17 protein-coding genes are annotated in these 15,473 nt (G+C 31.0%); 12 read left to right on the plus strand and 5 right to left on the minus strand.

From position 1 onward, the window contains the following. Together C5F47_RS04790 and C5F47_RS04795 are read left to right on the plus strand one after the other, a co-directional pair. Entirely contained in the window at positions 1 to 1,110 is a 1,110-nt protein-coding gene (locus tag C5F47_RS04790; RefSeq protein WP_179359980.1) for a thiolase C-terminal domain-containing protein, read from the plus strand. Further along, positions 1,107 to 1,415, plus strand: a complete 309-nt coding sequence (locus C5F47_RS04795; RefSeq protein WP_179359981.1) for a PhlB family protein — start codon at positions 1,107 to 1,109, stop codon at positions 1,413 to 1,415. The genes C5F47_RS04790 and C5F47_RS04795 overlap by 4 nt, the downstream gene beginning before the upstream one ends. On the opposite strand, the gene C5F47_RS04800 is transcribed toward C5F47_RS04795, so the two are convergent. Continuing rightward, the gene (locus C5F47_RS04800) at positions 1,408 to 2,235 is read right to left on the minus strand and encodes a hypothetical protein (protein WP_179359982.1); all 828 of its coding nucleotides are present in this window, start codon (positions 2,233 to 2,235) and stop codon (positions 1,408 to 1,410) included. The two genes, C5F47_RS04795 and C5F47_RS04800, sit on opposite strands and share 8 nt — an antisense overlap. A 41-nt stretch (positions 2,236 to 2,276) precedes the next feature. After that, positions 2,277 to 2,480 carry a hypothetical protein gene (locus C5F47_RS04805; protein WP_179359983.1) on the minus strand — a complete coding sequence of 68 codons (204 nt, stop codon included), beginning with the start codon at positions 2,478 to 2,480 and terminating at the stop codon, positions 2,277 to 2,279. 117 nt (positions 2,481 to 2,597) lie between these two features. Between C5F47_RS04805 and C5F47_RS04810 the strand changes: the two genes are divergently transcribed. The 3 genes from C5F47_RS04810 (at position 2,598) to C5F47_RS04820 (ending at position 4,052) form a co-directional block, all read left to right on the plus strand. After that, on the plus strand, positions 2,598 to 3,170 hold the full coding sequence (locus C5F47_RS04810) for a PDDEXK family nuclease (RefSeq protein ID WP_179359984.1): 573 nt from the start codon (positions 2,598 to 2,600) through the stop codon (positions 3,168 to 3,170). A gap of 50 nt (positions 3,171 to 3,220) precedes the next feature. Then, positions 3,221 to 3,670, plus strand: a complete 450-nt coding sequence (locus C5F47_RS04815) for a hypothetical protein (RefSeq protein ID WP_179359985.1) — start codon at positions 3,221 to 3,223, stop codon at positions 3,668 to 3,670. Positions 3,671 to 3,740: 70 nt separating this feature from the next. Then, positions 3,741 to 4,052, plus strand: a complete 312-nt coding sequence (locus C5F47_RS04820) for a hypothetical protein (protein WP_179359986.1) — start codon at positions 3,741 to 3,743, stop codon at positions 4,050 to 4,052. A gap of 294 nt (positions 4,053 to 4,346) precedes the next feature. Here the strand turns inward: C5F47_RS04820 and C5F47_RS04825 are convergent, their stop codons facing one another. Beyond that, a complete protein-coding gene (locus C5F47_RS04825) occupies positions 4,347 to 4,721 on the minus strand; it encodes a hypothetical protein (protein WP_179359987.1) in 375 nt (124 codons plus the stop codon). Between the two features lie 105 nt (positions 4,722 to 4,826). On the opposite strand from C5F47_RS04825, the gene thrC reads away from it, so the two are divergent. Together thrC and C5F47_RS04835 are read left to right on the plus strand one after the other, a co-directional pair. Then, positions 4,827 to 6,164 (plus strand): threonine synthase, encoded by a 1,338-nt coding sequence (gene thrC, locus C5F47_RS04830; RefSeq protein ID WP_179359988.1) that lies wholly within the window; start codon positions 4,827 to 4,829, stop codon positions 6,162 to 6,164. Between the two features lie 142 nt (positions 6,165 to 6,306). After that, positions 6,307 to 7,560 carry a hemolysin family protein gene (locus C5F47_RS04835; RefSeq protein ID WP_179359989.1) on the plus strand — a complete coding sequence of 418 codons (1,254 nt, stop codon included), beginning with the start codon at positions 6,307 to 6,309 and terminating at the stop codon, positions 7,558 to 7,560. Here the strand turns inward: C5F47_RS04835 and C5F47_RS04840 are convergent. Next, complete coding sequence (locus C5F47_RS04840) at positions 7,557 to 8,609, minus strand: type II glyceraldehyde-3-phosphate dehydrogenase (RefSeq protein ID WP_179359990.1); 1,053 nt, start codon at positions 8,607 to 8,609, stop codon at positions 7,557 to 7,559. The two genes, C5F47_RS04835 and C5F47_RS04840, sit on opposite strands and share 4 nt — an antisense overlap. Positions 8,610 to 8,688: 79 nt before the next feature. Between C5F47_RS04840 and C5F47_RS04845 the strand changes: the two genes are divergently transcribed. From C5F47_RS04845 to C5F47_RS04865, 5 genes are all read left to right on the plus strand, one after another. Beyond that, positions 8,689 to 8,877 (plus strand): hypothetical protein, encoded by a 189-nt coding sequence (locus tag C5F47_RS04845; RefSeq protein WP_179359991.1) that lies wholly within the window; start codon positions 8,689 to 8,691, stop codon positions 8,875 to 8,877. A gap of 50 nt (positions 8,878 to 8,927) precedes the next feature. Then, positions 8,928 to 9,236 carry a hypothetical protein gene (locus tag C5F47_RS04850; RefSeq protein WP_179359992.1) on the plus strand — a complete coding sequence of 103 codons (309 nt, stop codon included), beginning with the start codon at positions 8,928 to 8,930 and terminating at the stop codon, positions 9,234 to 9,236. Positions 9,237 to 9,559: 323 nt separating this feature from the next. Further along, positions 9,560 to 9,859 carry a hypothetical protein gene (locus tag C5F47_RS04855; RefSeq protein WP_179359993.1) on the plus strand — a complete coding sequence of 100 codons (300 nt, stop codon included), beginning with the start codon at positions 9,560 to 9,562 and terminating at the stop codon, positions 9,857 to 9,859. A 115-nt stretch (positions 9,860 to 9,974) separates the two neighbouring features. Next, positions 9,975 to 11,801 carry a glycosyltransferase family 2 protein gene (locus C5F47_RS04860; RefSeq protein ID WP_179359994.1) on the plus strand — a complete coding sequence of 609 codons (1,827 nt, stop codon included), beginning with the start codon at positions 9,975 to 9,977 and terminating at the stop codon, positions 11,799 to 11,801. Position 11,802: 1 nt separating this feature from the next. Continuing rightward, on the plus strand, positions 11,803 to 14,478 hold the full coding sequence (locus C5F47_RS04865; protein ID WP_179359995.1) for a polysaccharide deacetylase family protein: 2,676 nt from the start codon (positions 11,803 to 11,805) through the stop codon (positions 14,476 to 14,478). On the opposite strand, the gene C5F47_RS04870 is transcribed toward C5F47_RS04865, so the two are convergent. Beyond that, complete coding sequence (locus tag C5F47_RS04870) at positions 14,465 to 15,421, minus strand: TackOD1 domain-containing metal-binding protein (protein WP_179359996.1); 957 nt, start codon at positions 15,419 to 15,421, stop codon at positions 14,465 to 14,467. The genes C5F47_RS04865 and C5F47_RS04870 overlap by 14 nt on opposite strands. Positions 15,422 to 15,473: the final 52 nt, after the last annotated feature.

Consider the following 15,473-nt stretch of genomic DNA (forward strand, 5'->3'; position numbering starts at 1 on the left):
ATGAACAAAGTAGGAATAATTGGTTATGGGATTACGCCGTTTTCCAAAGATGATCAAAAAATTGAAACAGTTATGCTCAATTCAACAAAAGAACTTTTCAAGACTAATCCTCAAATTGATAGGAAAGATATTGACGCAGTTTTAGTATCTACTAATAATAATTCAAAATATCTCTCCCCTGTTTTGTCTGAGATGGCAGGAATTCAACCAAACATCTCCCACACCATAGAAAGTCTATGTAATTCAGGCACAAATTCTATTGTTTCAGCCTATTCCTACATAGCATCAGGATTGGCAGATATTGTGCTGATTTCAGGAGCTGAAAGATATGATAGCCCAGGACAAATTTTAGAATGGGACAACTCCAGAGGAGAATACAAACACCCCATATTTTGGGCATCCATATTTGCAAAATCATACAAACGAGAATATTCAATTTCTGACGAAGAGTTAGCAGTAGTATCTGTCAAAAACCACAAACATGCAAAAGAAAATCCCAACGCCATGTCAAATAAAACATATTCAATAGAGGAGGTATTAAATTCTAAAAAATTAACAGATGATCTAAAATTACTAGATTGTTCAAGACCTTGTACTGGAAGTGCATCCATAATACTTGGTTCAGAAGATAAAGTAAAGCAACTATCTGAAAACCCAGTTTGGATTGCAGGGATTGGTCAAAAAACAATTTCAGCAGGATTTACAAAAAATATTTCATTTAGTTCTATGGAGTCTACAAAACTTGCAGGTCAATCAGCATTAAAAATGGCTGATAAAAAAATTGAAAATATTGATGTTGCTGAAGTTCATGATGCATTTTCTGTTTGTGAACCTATGGCACTAGAATCTTTAGGATTTGCAATGGATGGTAAAGGAACTAACATGGTTAAAGAATTACACGAGACAAATAATTTTAAAATAAATCCTAGAGGAGGGTTAATTGGTTCAGGACACCCTTTAGGAGCTACAGGAATTGCACAAACTATTGAAATAACTCAACAACTTCAAACAAAAGCAGGTAATAGGCAAATAGAAAATCCACAAGTTGGATTGATTCACAACATGTCAGCTGCTGCAACTTCTTCAACCGTGTTGGTATTAGAAAAATGAGTTTTGAATCTAAATTAAATGAAGGCAAATTTTGCATTCCAGAATGTGTTGAATGTAAAAAAATCGTGTGGCCTCCATCAGATACTTGTAATCATTGTTTTGGTAATGTTCATCTAAAAGAAGGGGATTTTGAAGGTAAAATAATGGAATTTTCAAGGCAAAATGAACAATATTTCTGTATGGTTGAATTTGAAAATACTATCAGAATAATGGCCAATATTTTAGAACCTCCTGAAATTGGAAAAAGAGTAAAAATTTCAAAATGTGGAATTGTTAATGGAAATTATTCTTTTCAGGTTATTTGAATTCTGTAAAAATGTAAGGAGTTTCAACATTCTGATCAAAAGTCCAAATTGTAGGTAATGAAACAGTATCAATTACTTTTAGATTATGTTTTTCAATTAATGTACTCCATCCTCCGTTTTCCAAATTACCTGATAGTTGACGTTTGGTGTTAGTTCCTGCAAAAACTATTGCAGTGTCATTTCTCAAATTTTCAATAGAATTTATCCTATCGATAATACTAGTAGCTAATACATCTCCCCCCATTTGAGCTAGACCACCAATAAAAAATACAGGTTTTTTTAGATTTAATGTAGAATAATCAAATTCCAATGCATCATGACAAATGGGATTAAAATTTTGATCAGTGGATGAACTAATTATTTTTTGTAAATCAACTAAAACATCATCAATTTCAATACTATGGGAATTCATACCAATGGCACTTCCACAAAATGCAATGCGTCCATCACCAGAACCAATATCTACTAATTCTAAATATCCTATTTTTTTTGCAATACTTGCCATTAAAAATGCAGACATAATCCATGTAGGATAAAATGGTTGGCAGCTTGAACCGTGTTTGATACTGTTTAACCAGTATTCGTTAATATCCCCCTCATAGACAGTACATAAAATACCGTCTATCTCTTCTTCAAAATGATTAAAGTAGATGGGATTTTTTAGCGCAAAATCATGAAGAGAAACTAAATCTATTGTGTCTATAGGGAATTTGTCGGATGTAGATGTTGGAATTACCTCCTGAATGTGAGCATTTCCAGAGTAATTTTTTGCAAAAATTTGTTTCGTTGAGACTAAATTTTTTACAAGATCATCAAACATAATTTTGGTACATTTTCAGGGTTTGATAAACTCATTGTATTCTAAGATTTTTTAGCAGTCAAAAATGCTATTTCTTGTTCTATTTTTTTTAATTCTTCAATGGTGTTTTTTTGCAACTCTTGAATTTTTTCAATTTCTTTTTCTGTAGGATCCATCAATAATTCAAAATCAAGATTCTTTAACATACTAAGATTCATGTCTCTTTGTTCAAAGAGCTTTTCAATAATAATATCCTCAGATGACATAATTGATATTTGATATTAACAGTTTAAAAGATTCAGAAAATCAATATGACTCACATCTAAGATTTCTTTGAGTTATTATGTAATTACCTCCTCTACTATACTAAATAGAAGTAAAACATGGTATTGAGACATAAACGCCCATCATTTACAATTACAAAACAAAAGACTGGTGAAAAATCCATACTGAATAATCAAAAAGCTGCTAGAACTCGAAGACAGAGAGGATATCAATGGGAAGATACCATAGTTAAGAGATTCAAAAGTACTTCAGATTGGAAAGCTTTCAGATTAGGATCACCAAGTATTGCATTACCTGATGTTTTAGCTGTTAATACCACCAACAGCACGATATTCACAATTGAAGCAAAATCAGGCACAAGTACATCTTTACCAGTACCTGCAGATCAAATTGAACGATGCTTGGATTGGATTAAAACATTTGATATTTACAAAAAAAGAAATGTCTTGTTGGCATTCAAATTCCTTTCAAAGAAAAGAATAGGGGTTGGAGAGTATGAAAGTCGAGAATTACGAGAATATTTCAAAATTTGGGATGAATCTCTAGAAATTACTGACTGTGTATGTACCTATGAGGGTAAATTTTTTGCAAAAATAGATGGAACTAGAAAAGAGCTTTTTCTAAAAGAATGTAAAATGCCATTTAAAACAAAACAAAGAACTAGTGCCTAACATGAAAATATCTTCAAATCGTTTTTAAGGATAAGATGTCAAGTAAGTATATGTCTGAAGATAACATCAATACAGAATCATCTGACAAGATTACTGAATCCTTACTTGAAACAGTATCAGATGCAGAAGTAAATTCAAGAATTAGTTTTGAGGAATTTACTGATGAAAGAGCACTAATCAGTCATGATGCATTTGGTAAAAAACAGATGAAGATCAAAGTGTTAGAGGTTTCAGATGAAAACCCAGTATTGAAATGGAAATTTGGAGATCGTGTGAAAGTTACAAAAATCATGGTTACAATCAAACATCTTACTACTCAACAAGTTGAAGAGGCAGAATTTGATATTGAAGCAATTGAACGAGAATTAGCTGAAAAAAGACACTACTCATCCACAAACCGATGGATACCTGCTGAAGATATTAAAAATGGCTATGTTGTAGGTTCAAAACACACTAGATTGATCAGTGATGCCTCAGCATTAGACTACATAATGTTTTGAGCATTACAACATACAATATAATTAATTTTTAGCTGAAAACATTATAAACTAAAGATTTTGAAAAAGCATTATGAGTTCAAAAGAATTTGACGTAAATGGAACCGATTACAAAATAGTAATCACAGAGCAAGTAATTGGCCATGTAAATAACCTCAAAAATCTTTACAATGCAGCATATGAAGATCCTGAAAGTTTTGAAGATGTTAGTTCTGAAATTTCCAATACTATCAATGAAATTGCTAGTACCGTTGAACCGGAAGCTGAAGATAGTGATTTAGATGGATTAATTCAAGAGATAATCAAAGCAGTAGACAGTAAAGCAGAAGAAATCAAAAAAGAGCTTGAAGGCAAACCTGCAAAAAAGACAAAATCTAAAAAATAATCCTATTTTGACCTTAAACTCATAAAAAATTAGTGCATAAATTATATTCGAAATGTATCAATCATTATCATGTCAAGTAGCTGTGAATGCGGTATTTGTGGTCATCATAATGAATCAGAATGTTTGCAAAAAGAATGTAAATGTTGTTTAAATTTTCATGAAAGATCTGGGCCAAAACGAAAATAAGTATTTCAAATTAATTCTTAAAACAACTACATTTTTTTGACATGTGTCTATTACATCCAAAAATTTTGTGATCACGGCATCCACACAGAATACATTTTTTTTCTTCAGTCATAACTTTTCTATCAAATCCTCTATACTTTCAATCATTTTCCTATCATCTAAGGCTTCAATGATTTTTAATCTCATGTTTTTCATTCGGTGAGAATCATTAGAGTATAATGGAGCCATGGTGTCAATTTCTTTTTCAAAGAAATAATTTTCTAAATAATGATTAAATTTAGATTTTAAATTTTTAAAATCAGACACAGTAATTTTGTATTCATCAATATTATTTGTGGATACTTTGAGAAATCCATTGATTTTCAGCATTTCCCTTTTGATAACTTCTAGATCTCCTGGTTTGTCTTGAATTTCTTTAAGAATTGCATAAGAATCAAGAGTTTGAGAAAGAATTTTTTTTAGATGATCATTATATGAAACCATATTTTGATTTATGATGCATCCAATCTATAGTTTATCAAATATAGCTAAACTCAAACAAAATTTACAGGATTTCCTTTAAATTATCACTGATTATCTGTAATTACGATGCAAGGTGACGCCTATCTCAAATGTATTGATCCTCAATGTGGATTAGAATATCCAATTGAACATACACAAGTTCAATGTGAGAAAGGACATCTATTAGATGTAAAATACAAAAATAAACCCCCTACATCGCTAAAAGAAGTTTTTTACAAAAGACGAAATTCAGAAGGCAGTATTTTTAATGAAAGTGGAGTTTGGAGATTTAGAGATTTACTAAATTTTTGTCAAATTGATACAGAAAATATGGATGAGTGTGCAAAGTATCTTGTATCATTAGACGGTGCTGAAGGCAGACAATCAAAACCATATCAAATGTCAAAAGCTGCAGAATTTATCGGGATTTCAAGTAATAATTTATGGTTACAACCTGAGGGATACAATCCAAGTGGTTCATTCAAAGATAATGGTATGGCTACTGCTGTAACTCATGCAAAGATGGTAGGTGCAAAAAAAATTGTTTGTGCATCTACTGGAAATACATCTGCATCAGCTGGAATGTTTGCCGCAAATGAGGGAATAAACTGTGATGTGTATATTCCTGCAGGACAAATAGCTCCCGGAAAACTCAGTCAAGCATATCAATTTGGAGCACAGATTGTAGAAATTGATGGGAATTTTGATGATGCATTAAAACAATCATTGGACGATGCACAAAATCATGACGGATATACAGTAAATTCAGTTAATCCATTTAGAATTGAAGGTCAAAAAACAATTCCGTTTAGAGCATTAGAATATTTGAACTGGGAAGTACCTGATTGGATAGTATATCCTGGTGGAGCATTAGGAAACACATCAAGTTGTGGTAAAGCATTAATGGAATTATATGAATGGGGATGGATTAAGAAAATTCCAAGAATTGCTGTGATCAATTCTGAAGGAGCAGGTACATTATCTGATTTGTATAATGGTAAATTTGAAGGTGAAGAACTTAGATGGAATAAAGGAAAACCAAATACGGAACTTATTTCAAGATATTATGATCACTTGGATAAAGAAGGCTTAAGACCTAAAACAAAAGCTACAGCAATACAAATTGGAAGACCTGCAAATATTTTGAAAGGCTTACGTGCATTAGATTTTACTGATGGTGTTGCCACTACTGTAACTGATTCAGAAATGTTAGACGGTATGTCAGTAGTAGGCCTAAACGGGTTTGATTGTGAAATGGCATCCGGTGCATCCGTAGTTGGGATTAAAAAATTAATGAATGAAGGAATAATCAAAAAAGATGATGTGGTAGTAGGTATACTAACTGGAAGACAAAAAGATGCAATGATACCTGTGGATTATCATAGAAATCCAGAAAATAAATTTGCAAAACCTCCAAAAAATTAGCCTTGATTTTAGGCACGTTAAATTATGAACATCTCAAGCCTTAAATTCCAGTTTTACAAAACAAGTACAACCAAAAGATGGTGCAAAAAAACTAAATGAGTAATTGTTACAATTGTTCTAAGAAATTTTCTAGGAGAATAATATGGTAGATTTATGGATTGAAATATCAGCACTAGCTGTACTTATTGGATTATCCGGATTCTTCAGTGGATTAGAAGTAGCCCTGGTAGGAGTAAGAAAGTCCAAAGTAGTTCAGTTGTTTAACGAAGGGAAAAAAGGCGCCAAAGCACTTCACAAATTAAAAATGAATCCAAGTTGGATGATGTCAAGTGTAAATCTTGGAAATAATTTGGTAAATGTGGGAGCTTCTGCATTAGCTACAAGTTTAGCAATCAGATTGTTTGGAGATGATGGGCTAGGAATTGCTGTAGGAGTAATGACATTTTTGATACTTGTATTTGGTGAAATCACTCCAAAAACATACTGTAATGCAAACTCTACAAAAATTGCACTAAGATATGCACCAGTATTACTAGCATTTAGTTATGCATTTTATCCAATTGTGAAATTCTTTGAAATTATCACTAGAGGGGTTGTTAAAATTACCGGCAGTAGTCATACCCCACCACCAATTACCGAGGAAGAAATCAAAGGTGTTATTGATCAAGGGTTAGAAGAAAAAGCTTTGGAAAAAGACGAAATGGAATTGGTTCATGGCGCTTTAAAATTTGATGATACGGTAATTCGTTCAGTTATGACTCCTAGAACAAAGATGTTTTCATTAAATTCTAAAATGTTATTGTTTGAAGCATTACCACAAATTAATCAAAGTGGACATTCAAGAATTCCAATTTTTGGAGATACTAGTGATGACATTGTAGGATTTATTCACGTAAGGGATGTTCTAAAAGAGTTAGAAAAAGACAATAAAATGACTAGTCTTGAAAAAATAGCAAGAAAACCTGTATTTGCATCGCAGGAAAAAATGGTCAGTGCATTGTTGAAAGAAATGAAGGGAAGAAAAACACACATGGCCATTGTAGTTGATGAACATGGTGGCGTAGAAGGTCTTGTAACTTTAGAGGATCTGCTTGAAGAAATTGTAGGTGAAATTGAAGATGAAACTGATTTAACTAGACAGGCAGGATATGAAAAAATTGATCAAGACACTATTGTAACAAATGGAGATATTGACATTGACACAATAAACGAAATTTTCAAAACAAGAGTTCCTGAGGGGGATGACTATGCATCACTAAATGGATTGTTACATGAAAGATTGCAAGATATACCACAAGAAGGAGATAAGGTAGAGGTAGATGAATTGCGAATCATTGTTGAAAAAGTTTCAAAAAATATTCCTAAAAAAATTAGAATTGAAAAAATTAGAACCTAGTTATTTTTAGCAAAATGTTCTTGTAACTTTTTTTTCTTTTCTTTCATATGAAATATTGATTCAGTATGTGCAAATGCATCTTGATATGATTTATCAAATAACATTGCCTGCATTAACATGTGATTTTCAGGAATTACAATCCCAGTTTGATCATCCGAATACATCATTTGAACCGTATCACCTATGGAAGTAGTCATGTTTGCATGAATGTGAATCATGTTTGTATCTATAAAGTTAAATCCCATATTTTGCGCATAATCTCTTACATCTTTGGTACCTTTTGCAGTCCATAATGTAGCCACACCAAACTCATTAGTAAATACATCATGGATTTCTGAAGGTTTAGGTGCATTATTTTTGAATCTAATATCCATTATGTGTAAGTGCATTTGTCTTGTTGGGACTTTGATTGCACGAACATATAGAGGGGCATCTTTTCCAAAGTATAGTTTAACATCATCCCCGTGATGAGGTTTTTCAGTCATCTCAATTGTGTCAGATAGTTTTTTTTCAGTTTGTTCAATATCTGCCCATCTTCTTACAAGAGTCACATCAAATCTAACTAATTGATCCCCAAATTTATCACGTAATGGTTCTAAAATTCTTCCCATACCAGTAACATTGCAACTGCCTTGCATTACATGGTATTTTCCAAGTGCTTGATCATAATTTGCTCGAGAATTAAATAATAAATCAGAAACTGCTTCAGAGCCAATTGTAGATTCACCACCCTGATAAATGGCAGGAATATTTTTTGGTTCGTAAAGATTTTTTTTATTTTTGTAACCATGTCCGCCAGGAGCTGCATCAATAACTAAATCTGATTTATCTAATGCAGATTCTATAGAACCTGAAATCTTATAATTTGAAAAGGATTCCATTTTTGATTCTGGAACATAAACATCTAATCCTTTAGAAATCGCCTCTTGAACTTTTTCATCAGGAGAATATTTCCCAATTCCAACTACTGAAATTTCTGGATCATCTTTAAGAAATGAAACTATTCTACTTCCAATAGAGCCATACCCATTAACGAAAATGTTCTTCATAAACAAGATTTGTTTAGCCCATTTATTTAGATTAGTTTAAAGGAAAACACGCATAAGTTGATCAAAACCCCGCAAAACCATGAATTGTATGATATGTTCTAAAAGAAAAGAAGATTTTGAAGTATGGCATAATAAAGTAGTAGTTGCAGCAACATATGATTCAGAATTTCAAAATCATGAACAAATTCGTAAAATGGATGATAAATCCATAATTTGTCATGATTGTATACTATCAATAAAAGAAGAAGTGGAAAAAAATAGAAAATAAATAGAATTTCATATCAATACCCTTAAGTTGATTATCTGAAAAGTATACTTATGGTGAAATCACTAGGGGATTATAATAAAGAAAAATCATCATCATCGGATTTAAAAAATATCGTATGGAGTAAGAAAGATTTACAGAATTTGGATAAACCTAAAACTAAAAATAAAAAAAAGATTTCACCTACAAATAATCTACCTACAAAAAACAAAAAAACAAAAGAATCAATTGAAAAAGTTTTCAAAATAGAATCAAATACAAATGAAGAAAAAGCTAAAAGTACGATAGATGGCAAAAAATTTAGAGAATCATCAGCTACTAATTGTAAAATAGAGCGAGGATACAAAAGACCTGCAAGATAAACTGTAAAAATAATTTATGATTTAACCAAAGGCTTAAGTTCATTATTTGTGTAAAGAAATCATGGAAGAGGAGAATTTCTATACTTGTAAGAATTGTGGTACAGAGTTCCCTTCAAAAGAAATAAGACTGTATTGTAAAGTTTGTAAATCAAATTTAGATAAAACAGGAAATTTGCCTAAGCTATAATTCATCAAAGATTATTATCTAAACAAAGTTATTTCACAATATGTCGTCATTCATGAAAATATCCATAGCCATAGTTACAGTTGCTTTTATCATTGTGTTTGTAACGCTTTAATCATAGATTTTTGATATCTACAATATGGGTTTTTTATCAAATTTGAAAAAAGATCTTCAATCAACTAAAAGAGAAAAAGCTGCGAAAATGAACGGTAAACAATTAAAGGGATTATTAAAAAAATTCAAAGAAGAACGAGACAGAGTTGAAAAAGAGACCGGAATTAGACCTCAAATTGATCAAAGCACACAAATGTTTATGCAAAAAATTCTAAATGTGTGGATTGATGAGGGTCGCAATATAGATGAGGAGAAATTTTGGCATGAAGTTGATCATTATAGACAATTTACCCACTCTGTAGAATTTTATGAATTATCCAAATAGATCACAATTTAAAAAATAACATTTTCATAATTTTGCATAAAAAAATAGACTGAAAGGAAAACTTTCATGACGAACTCACATATAATCACAAATTATGCTTTAACAATTACAAAAATTGGATAAAAATCTCATCATCTCAAAGCTAGCAGATGCTATGGAACAATCAATAGGAGATAATGGAAGAAATCAATACCTCATAAAGAGACTAAATCAAAACAGAGAGATCATTAATTCTGATAGATTGTATTTAGAGAGAATTCTAGGGCTAGAGATTAGGGATATAGAATCTAAAAAAGATAAAACTGTTCAACATACTACAAGAAAAGATAAATCCGTTTTTTTAAATCCAAAAATGATAAAATGTTCTGAATGTAAAATTGAAATCAAGCTTGATGAGAAATCATCTAGGTACAAGAATAATTGGTATCATGAAATTTGTGTTAAGCCACTTTTAGAAAAAAACAAGATAATTCCTCCTAAAATTCAAGAAATTGACAAAAAGAAACCAGATCCAATTCAAATTGGATTGACTGTGGCAATTGTTGGGTTTCTAGTAACTAGTGTGTATTTCATTTTAGGTCCATTAAGCATGATTGCGATGGGCATGGGTGGAGTTATCACATTGTATCAAGTCTTAGGATCAACTGGAAAATTATATTCAAAAAATGAAACAGGTAGACGTGCACCTTCAATATTTTTAATATTTCTTTTAGGATCACCGTTCATCATAGGTACTATGATTGCGTATGAGGGATATACACTACTTGAATCACCTGTAAGAATAATTTTGTTATGGGCATTAACCATATCCTTTTGGTCAGTTATGTTGTTTGTTCCAATGGCAGTTGTTAGTAAGTATAGAGAAGATGCACAAGCAGATGTTAAAACATTTCCAAAAATTTCAGTTGTTATCCCTGCATACAATGAAGAAAAAGTTATTGCAAATACAATTGAAGGTCTGTTAGAAACAAAATATCCTAACAAGGAAATAATATTTGTAGATGATGGCAGTAAAGATGCGACATTGTCTATTGCATCAAGGTATAAGGATCAAATCCGTGTTCTTCATAAAGAAAATGGAGGAAAAGCTACTGCATTAAACTATGGTATGGTGTATGCTAAAGGGGAGATAATAGTAATTGTAGATGCAGACACTATCATTGGACGAAATGCCTTAAAAGAAATTGTGAAAGGTTTTGAAATAAATGAACATGTTGCAGCTGTTGCAGGAAATATCAAAGTAAGAAATAGAATGAATTGGATTACAAAATGTCAAGCATTGGAGTACATTACCGGAATCCAAATTATACGAAGAGCATTCGATGTATTTGGTTCAATCACTATAGTTCCTGGTGCATTAGGTGCATTTAGAAAATCATTTTTGACTGAAGCCGGCGCATATGGTAAAGATACTATCGTGGAAGATTTTGATCAAACAATAAAACTTCTCAAAGCAGGATTAATCACTCAGGGAAGTAGCAAGGCTACAGCATATACTGAAGCGCCAAACACCCTGAAAGATTTTGTTGCTCAAAGAAAGCGATGGTACAGAGGCAACATTCAAGTTTTAAAGCGTCATTCGGATGCACTCACAAATCCCAGATTCGGTTATTTGCAGCGATTGTCATTACCATATCTTTTCTTAGGCATGGTTGTGACTCCAATAATTGGATTTATTGCCACAGCTAATGCCATTTTAGGAATTATCATGGGAGATGGATTGTATATTCTTCAAATTTCATTAATTTTCATAGTAGTACATTATTTGATGACTGCATTAGCACTAAGAATAGATGATGAAGATCCAAAATTGCTTTGGCATACAATCTTTTTGGTTTTTGGATTTAAACAGATTGTAGATTTCTTACTACTAAAAGCAATTATAGAACAATTGAGAAACAAGAAAGCTACTTGGACAAGTGCAAAAAGAATAGGTGTATAAATTGAATGTTATTTTTTTAGTATCCCTAATCGCATTGTTTCTAAGTTTTTCAATATCTGTACAGAATTCATATGCAGAGGAAAATGAAACAATTGAAGTAGAAGTCAAATATACCAATGGAGACATTGCAGATTTCAATTCAATGAAAATTTTAGTTTATCAAGATTTTGAAAAAGAAGTATTTTTAGAAAAGAAATTAACAAGTAACCCTGATTTTATTTCTGTTCCAGAAAATCATAGATATAAAATTGAAGTGTATGCAGACGGAGTTTATGGAGATGTGGAATATATCCAATTAGAAGACAAATCTGAAAAAATTAACATAGATATTCCGTTATCTGGAGGTTTACAGTTTAATGTTTTTTATAAAAATGGAGAAACTCCAATTGAAGGTGCAACTGTAATTCTAAAATCACATGATAATTCAGAATTAAGACGAGGGTTGACAAATGATGAAGGAAATACAATGCGTTATTGGATTCAATCTACACATTTACAAAATGATCATTATATTGCTGATGTATATTTAGAAGACTTGTTTCTAACATCTTATTTTCCAATTAAGCTACTTCCAGGGATAGCTACTGATCAAAAAATTGTTACAGATATTCCAGAGATAATTGAAGAACTAGTTACAATTAACTTGTTTTCAGGCACAAAAAAGATTACCAGTAATGATGGAGATTATAAGATAATTTTAACAAATTTGAATGGAAATCATGTTGTTTCATCAGATGTGAATTTTAGAGGGGATGCACAATTTGGAAATTTGAAATCTGGAACATATGTTGTAAAAATAAAGTCTCAGAGTAATTTTGAGAATCTACTTTGGCCAAAAACAATAATTCATGTTACAGGAGACATAGATAATTTTAACATTTTCAAAAATCAAAATAACTTTAATTTAAAAGAAAATCCATTATTATCCTGTAATTGTATATCATTTCGATTAGATGACATACAGGATCATTGGTTGGCAGATACACAGATAAGAATTATTAAATTATTTGCAGAAAAAAACATCCCATTGACAGTTGGAATTGTTGGTGAATTAATAGGAACAGATGAGAAATTAGTTTCAACAATTAAAGATCATGTTGAAAAAAATAATATTGAAATTGCAAATCATAGTTGGGATAATGATGCACTAGTTAATTTAAATGAGAATGTGCAAAAAGAGAAAATTCTAAATACAAATCAAAAGATCATAGAAATTTTTGAAACTACACCAACAATATTTGTACCGCCTCAAAATTTATACGATTCTGCTACAATTGACATTTTAAAGGAAAATAATTTCTCATATTTAATTTCTCATGTAGATGATAATGATTCAATATTCATAGATGATGATTTATTTTATAATGTTCCTGCAACTACTGAAACTGGAATACTGATTGATTCAACTCAATGGAAACTACATGACAAAGAATATGTCAAAAGTAAAATAATTGAAAATTTGGACACCAAGGGATATTCAATAGTAATGATTCACCCACAAGAATTTTCATTAAATGATCAAGGGGAATACGACATACCGAATGAAGAATCTCTCGAAATGCTAAGTCAACTATTAGATGAAGTTGTATTACTGGACTCTAATATTGTCAATATTAGTAAAATTGAGCCTACAGAAGCGATTATTGAACAAGATGTTATTGAAGAAGAGGTAATTGATACATGCAATTGTGTGGCATTTAGGTTGGATGGAGTGCAAGATTATTGGCTAAATGATGTTCAAATGGAAATAATGAGTGCATTTGCAGAAAAAAATACACCATTAACTATAGGAATAATAGCAAATGCTTTTGGAAATGATCCAAAAATTACTGAATTTGTGAATAGCCAATTAGAAAATAGAAATTCGGAATTAGAGATTGCAACTAAAGGAATAGGGTTAACGCCATTTACAAATTATAATAAAGAAGAACAAAATCAAAATCTAAAAGATTCTATTGATATGATCAATCTTAACATAGGAGTTAAACCCAAAATATTCATTCCGCCAGATAACAAATTTAATTCTGATACATTAGAAATCCTACAAGAAAACAACATCACACACATTAGTGTAAGTTTAGTTAATGGGGATTCACCACCATTTCAGTTTACAGGTGAAGAAATATACAGATATCCTCAAACAACTGCTACTGGAAAATATGTTTCATCAAAAAATATTTTTGAAGGAGTAGAAAACCAACAAATAGTTTCTGAAACAACTCAGAGCATTAAGAATTATGGGTTTTCAGTAATTTCTATTCAGCCTCAAGAATTTTCAAATGTAGAAAATTCCACATATGTTAATTCATTTAATGAAAAACAAATTGATGAATTAAAAAAATTAATTGATGAATTAAACTCTATGGAATATAGAATTGTTCCAATTGGAAAAATAAACTCCAATCTAGTTGTGTCAGTTCCCGAATGGATTAAAAACAATGCAGGGTGGTGGGCAGATGGGTCTATCGATGATAAAACATTTGTTCAAGGAATAGAGTATTTGGTAAAAGAAGAAATCATCAATGTAACTGAACAATCAGAAATATCTAATTCAGAACAAAATGTTCCCGAATGGATTAAAAACAATGCAGGGTGGTGGGCAGATGGGTCTATCGATGATAAAACATTTGTTCAAGGAATAGAGTATTTGGTAAAAGTTGGAATTATTTCGTATTAACTACTTTGTAATTCATGCTTGATTTCCAACGAGCATCTTCTAATTTGAATTTGTTTTCACATTTCAAACAAATGTAACTAGTAGATATTTCAGGGAAAAATTCATTACAATCATTACAAGTGTAATGATTTTGCATGACTCTATAATCAACACCTAATGCTTTAATCTCTTTTTTACAGTTAGGGCATGCATCATTTTGATATGTGTTTTCTTCAGAGATATTTCCACAGTCATAGTGTTCAATTAGTTTGCCCAATTTGAAATTTGATCCTTTACAATTTGGGCAATAAAATACTTGAGAAGTACGAATAGAATCACATTGATTGCATGCAATTTCTTTTTTGTTATCTAATTGAACTATTTTCCCTTCATTTTCTAATTTTTTTAAATATGTTTCAATGAAATCATTTGAGAATCCTAAAATTTGTATGATTTTATTTAGACTAATTTGATGTGTTGTTTTTAAAATAAAATTAATATGTTCAACAATTTTTTCTTCATCAATATCATCATCTTTTGGTAATTCTGGTTGTTTTGATTTTTTTTCAAGATAAGATTCTTCTTCTTCTAAAATGGTGATAATTTTTTCAACTTCATTAAAGTGAATTGGTTTTTGTAAATAGTGATATGCACCTAAACCAATTACTTCTTTGATACTATCTTCTTCTTTACCATTTGCAGTTTCAATTATGATTTTTGTAAATGGTTTAATCGGTAAAATTTGCGACATGATAGAATTTGCAGTGCTATCAGGAAGATTGTAGTCAAGGAAGATCAAAGGCGTGATGTCTTTTTGAACCATTTCTTTGAATAGAGAAATACCTGCATGGCCAGATTCAGCAGTTTTGATGTCTTCATAGCCTAACTTTCTCATAAATTCAGCCAATAGCATTCCTACAGCAGGGCTATCCTCAATTATCAATACTGAACCTTTGGAACCCAATATTCATTCACCAGTTTAAACTAAAATAAAAATTGTTTATAAAATGAAACAT

It is taken from the genome of Nitrosopumilus cobalaminigenes (assembly GCF_013407145.1).
In the GTDB taxonomy this organism is placed as follows: Archaea; Thermoproteota; Nitrososphaeria; order Nitrososphaerales; family Nitrosopumilaceae; genus Nitrosopumilus; species Nitrosopumilus cobalaminigenes.

Coding starts and splice junctions, on each gene's coding strand:
- C5F47_RS04850 (WP_179359992.1), top strand. CDS start 8,928: ATGGTGAAATCACTAGGGGATTATAATAAAGAAAAATCATCATCATCG.
- C5F47_RS04800 (WP_179359982.1), bottom strand. CDS start 2,235: ATGTTTGATGATCTTGTAAAAAATTTAGTCTCAACGAAACAAATTTTT.
- C5F47_RS04795 (WP_179359981.1), top strand. CDS start 1,107: ATGAGTTTTGAATCTAAATTAAATGAAGGCAAATTTTGCATTCCAGAA.
- C5F47_RS04790 (WP_179359980.1), top strand. CDS start 1: ATGAACAAAGTAGGAATAATTGGTTATGGGATTACGCCGTTTTCCAAA.
- C5F47_RS04835 (WP_179359989.1), top strand. CDS start 6,307: ATGGTAGATTTATGGATTGAAATATCAGCACTAGCTGTACTTATTGGA.
- C5F47_RS04815 (WP_179359985.1), top strand. CDS start 3,221: ATGTCTGAAGATAACATCAATACAGAATCATCTGACAAGATTACTGAA.
- C5F47_RS04810 (WP_179359984.1), top strand. CDS start 2,598: ATGGTATTGAGACATAAACGCCCATCATTTACAATTACAAAACAAAAG.
- C5F47_RS04805 (WP_179359983.1), bottom strand. CDS start 2,480: ATGTCATCTGAGGATATTATTATTGAAAAGCTCTTTGAACAAAGAGAC.
- C5F47_RS04840 (WP_179359990.1), bottom strand. CDS start 8,609: ATGAAGAACATTTTCGTTAATGGGTATGGCTCTATTGGAAGTAGAATA.
- C5F47_RS04820 (WP_179359986.1), top strand. CDS start 3,741: ATGAGTTCAAAAGAATTTGACGTAAATGGAACCGATTACAAAATAGTA.
- thrC (WP_179359988.1), top strand. CDS start 4,827: ATGCAAGGTGACGCCTATCTCAAATGTATTGATCCTCAATGTGGATTA.
- C5F47_RS04845 (WP_179359991.1), top strand. CDS start 8,689: ATGAATTGTATGATATGTTCTAAAAGAAAAGAAGATTTTGAAGTATGG.
- C5F47_RS04825 (WP_179359987.1), bottom strand. CDS start 4,721: ATGGTTTCATATAATGATCATCTAAAAAAAATTCTTTCTCAAACTCTT.
- C5F47_RS04855 (WP_179359993.1), top strand. CDS start 9,560: ATGGGTTTTTTATCAAATTTGAAAAAAGATCTTCAATCAACTAAAAGA.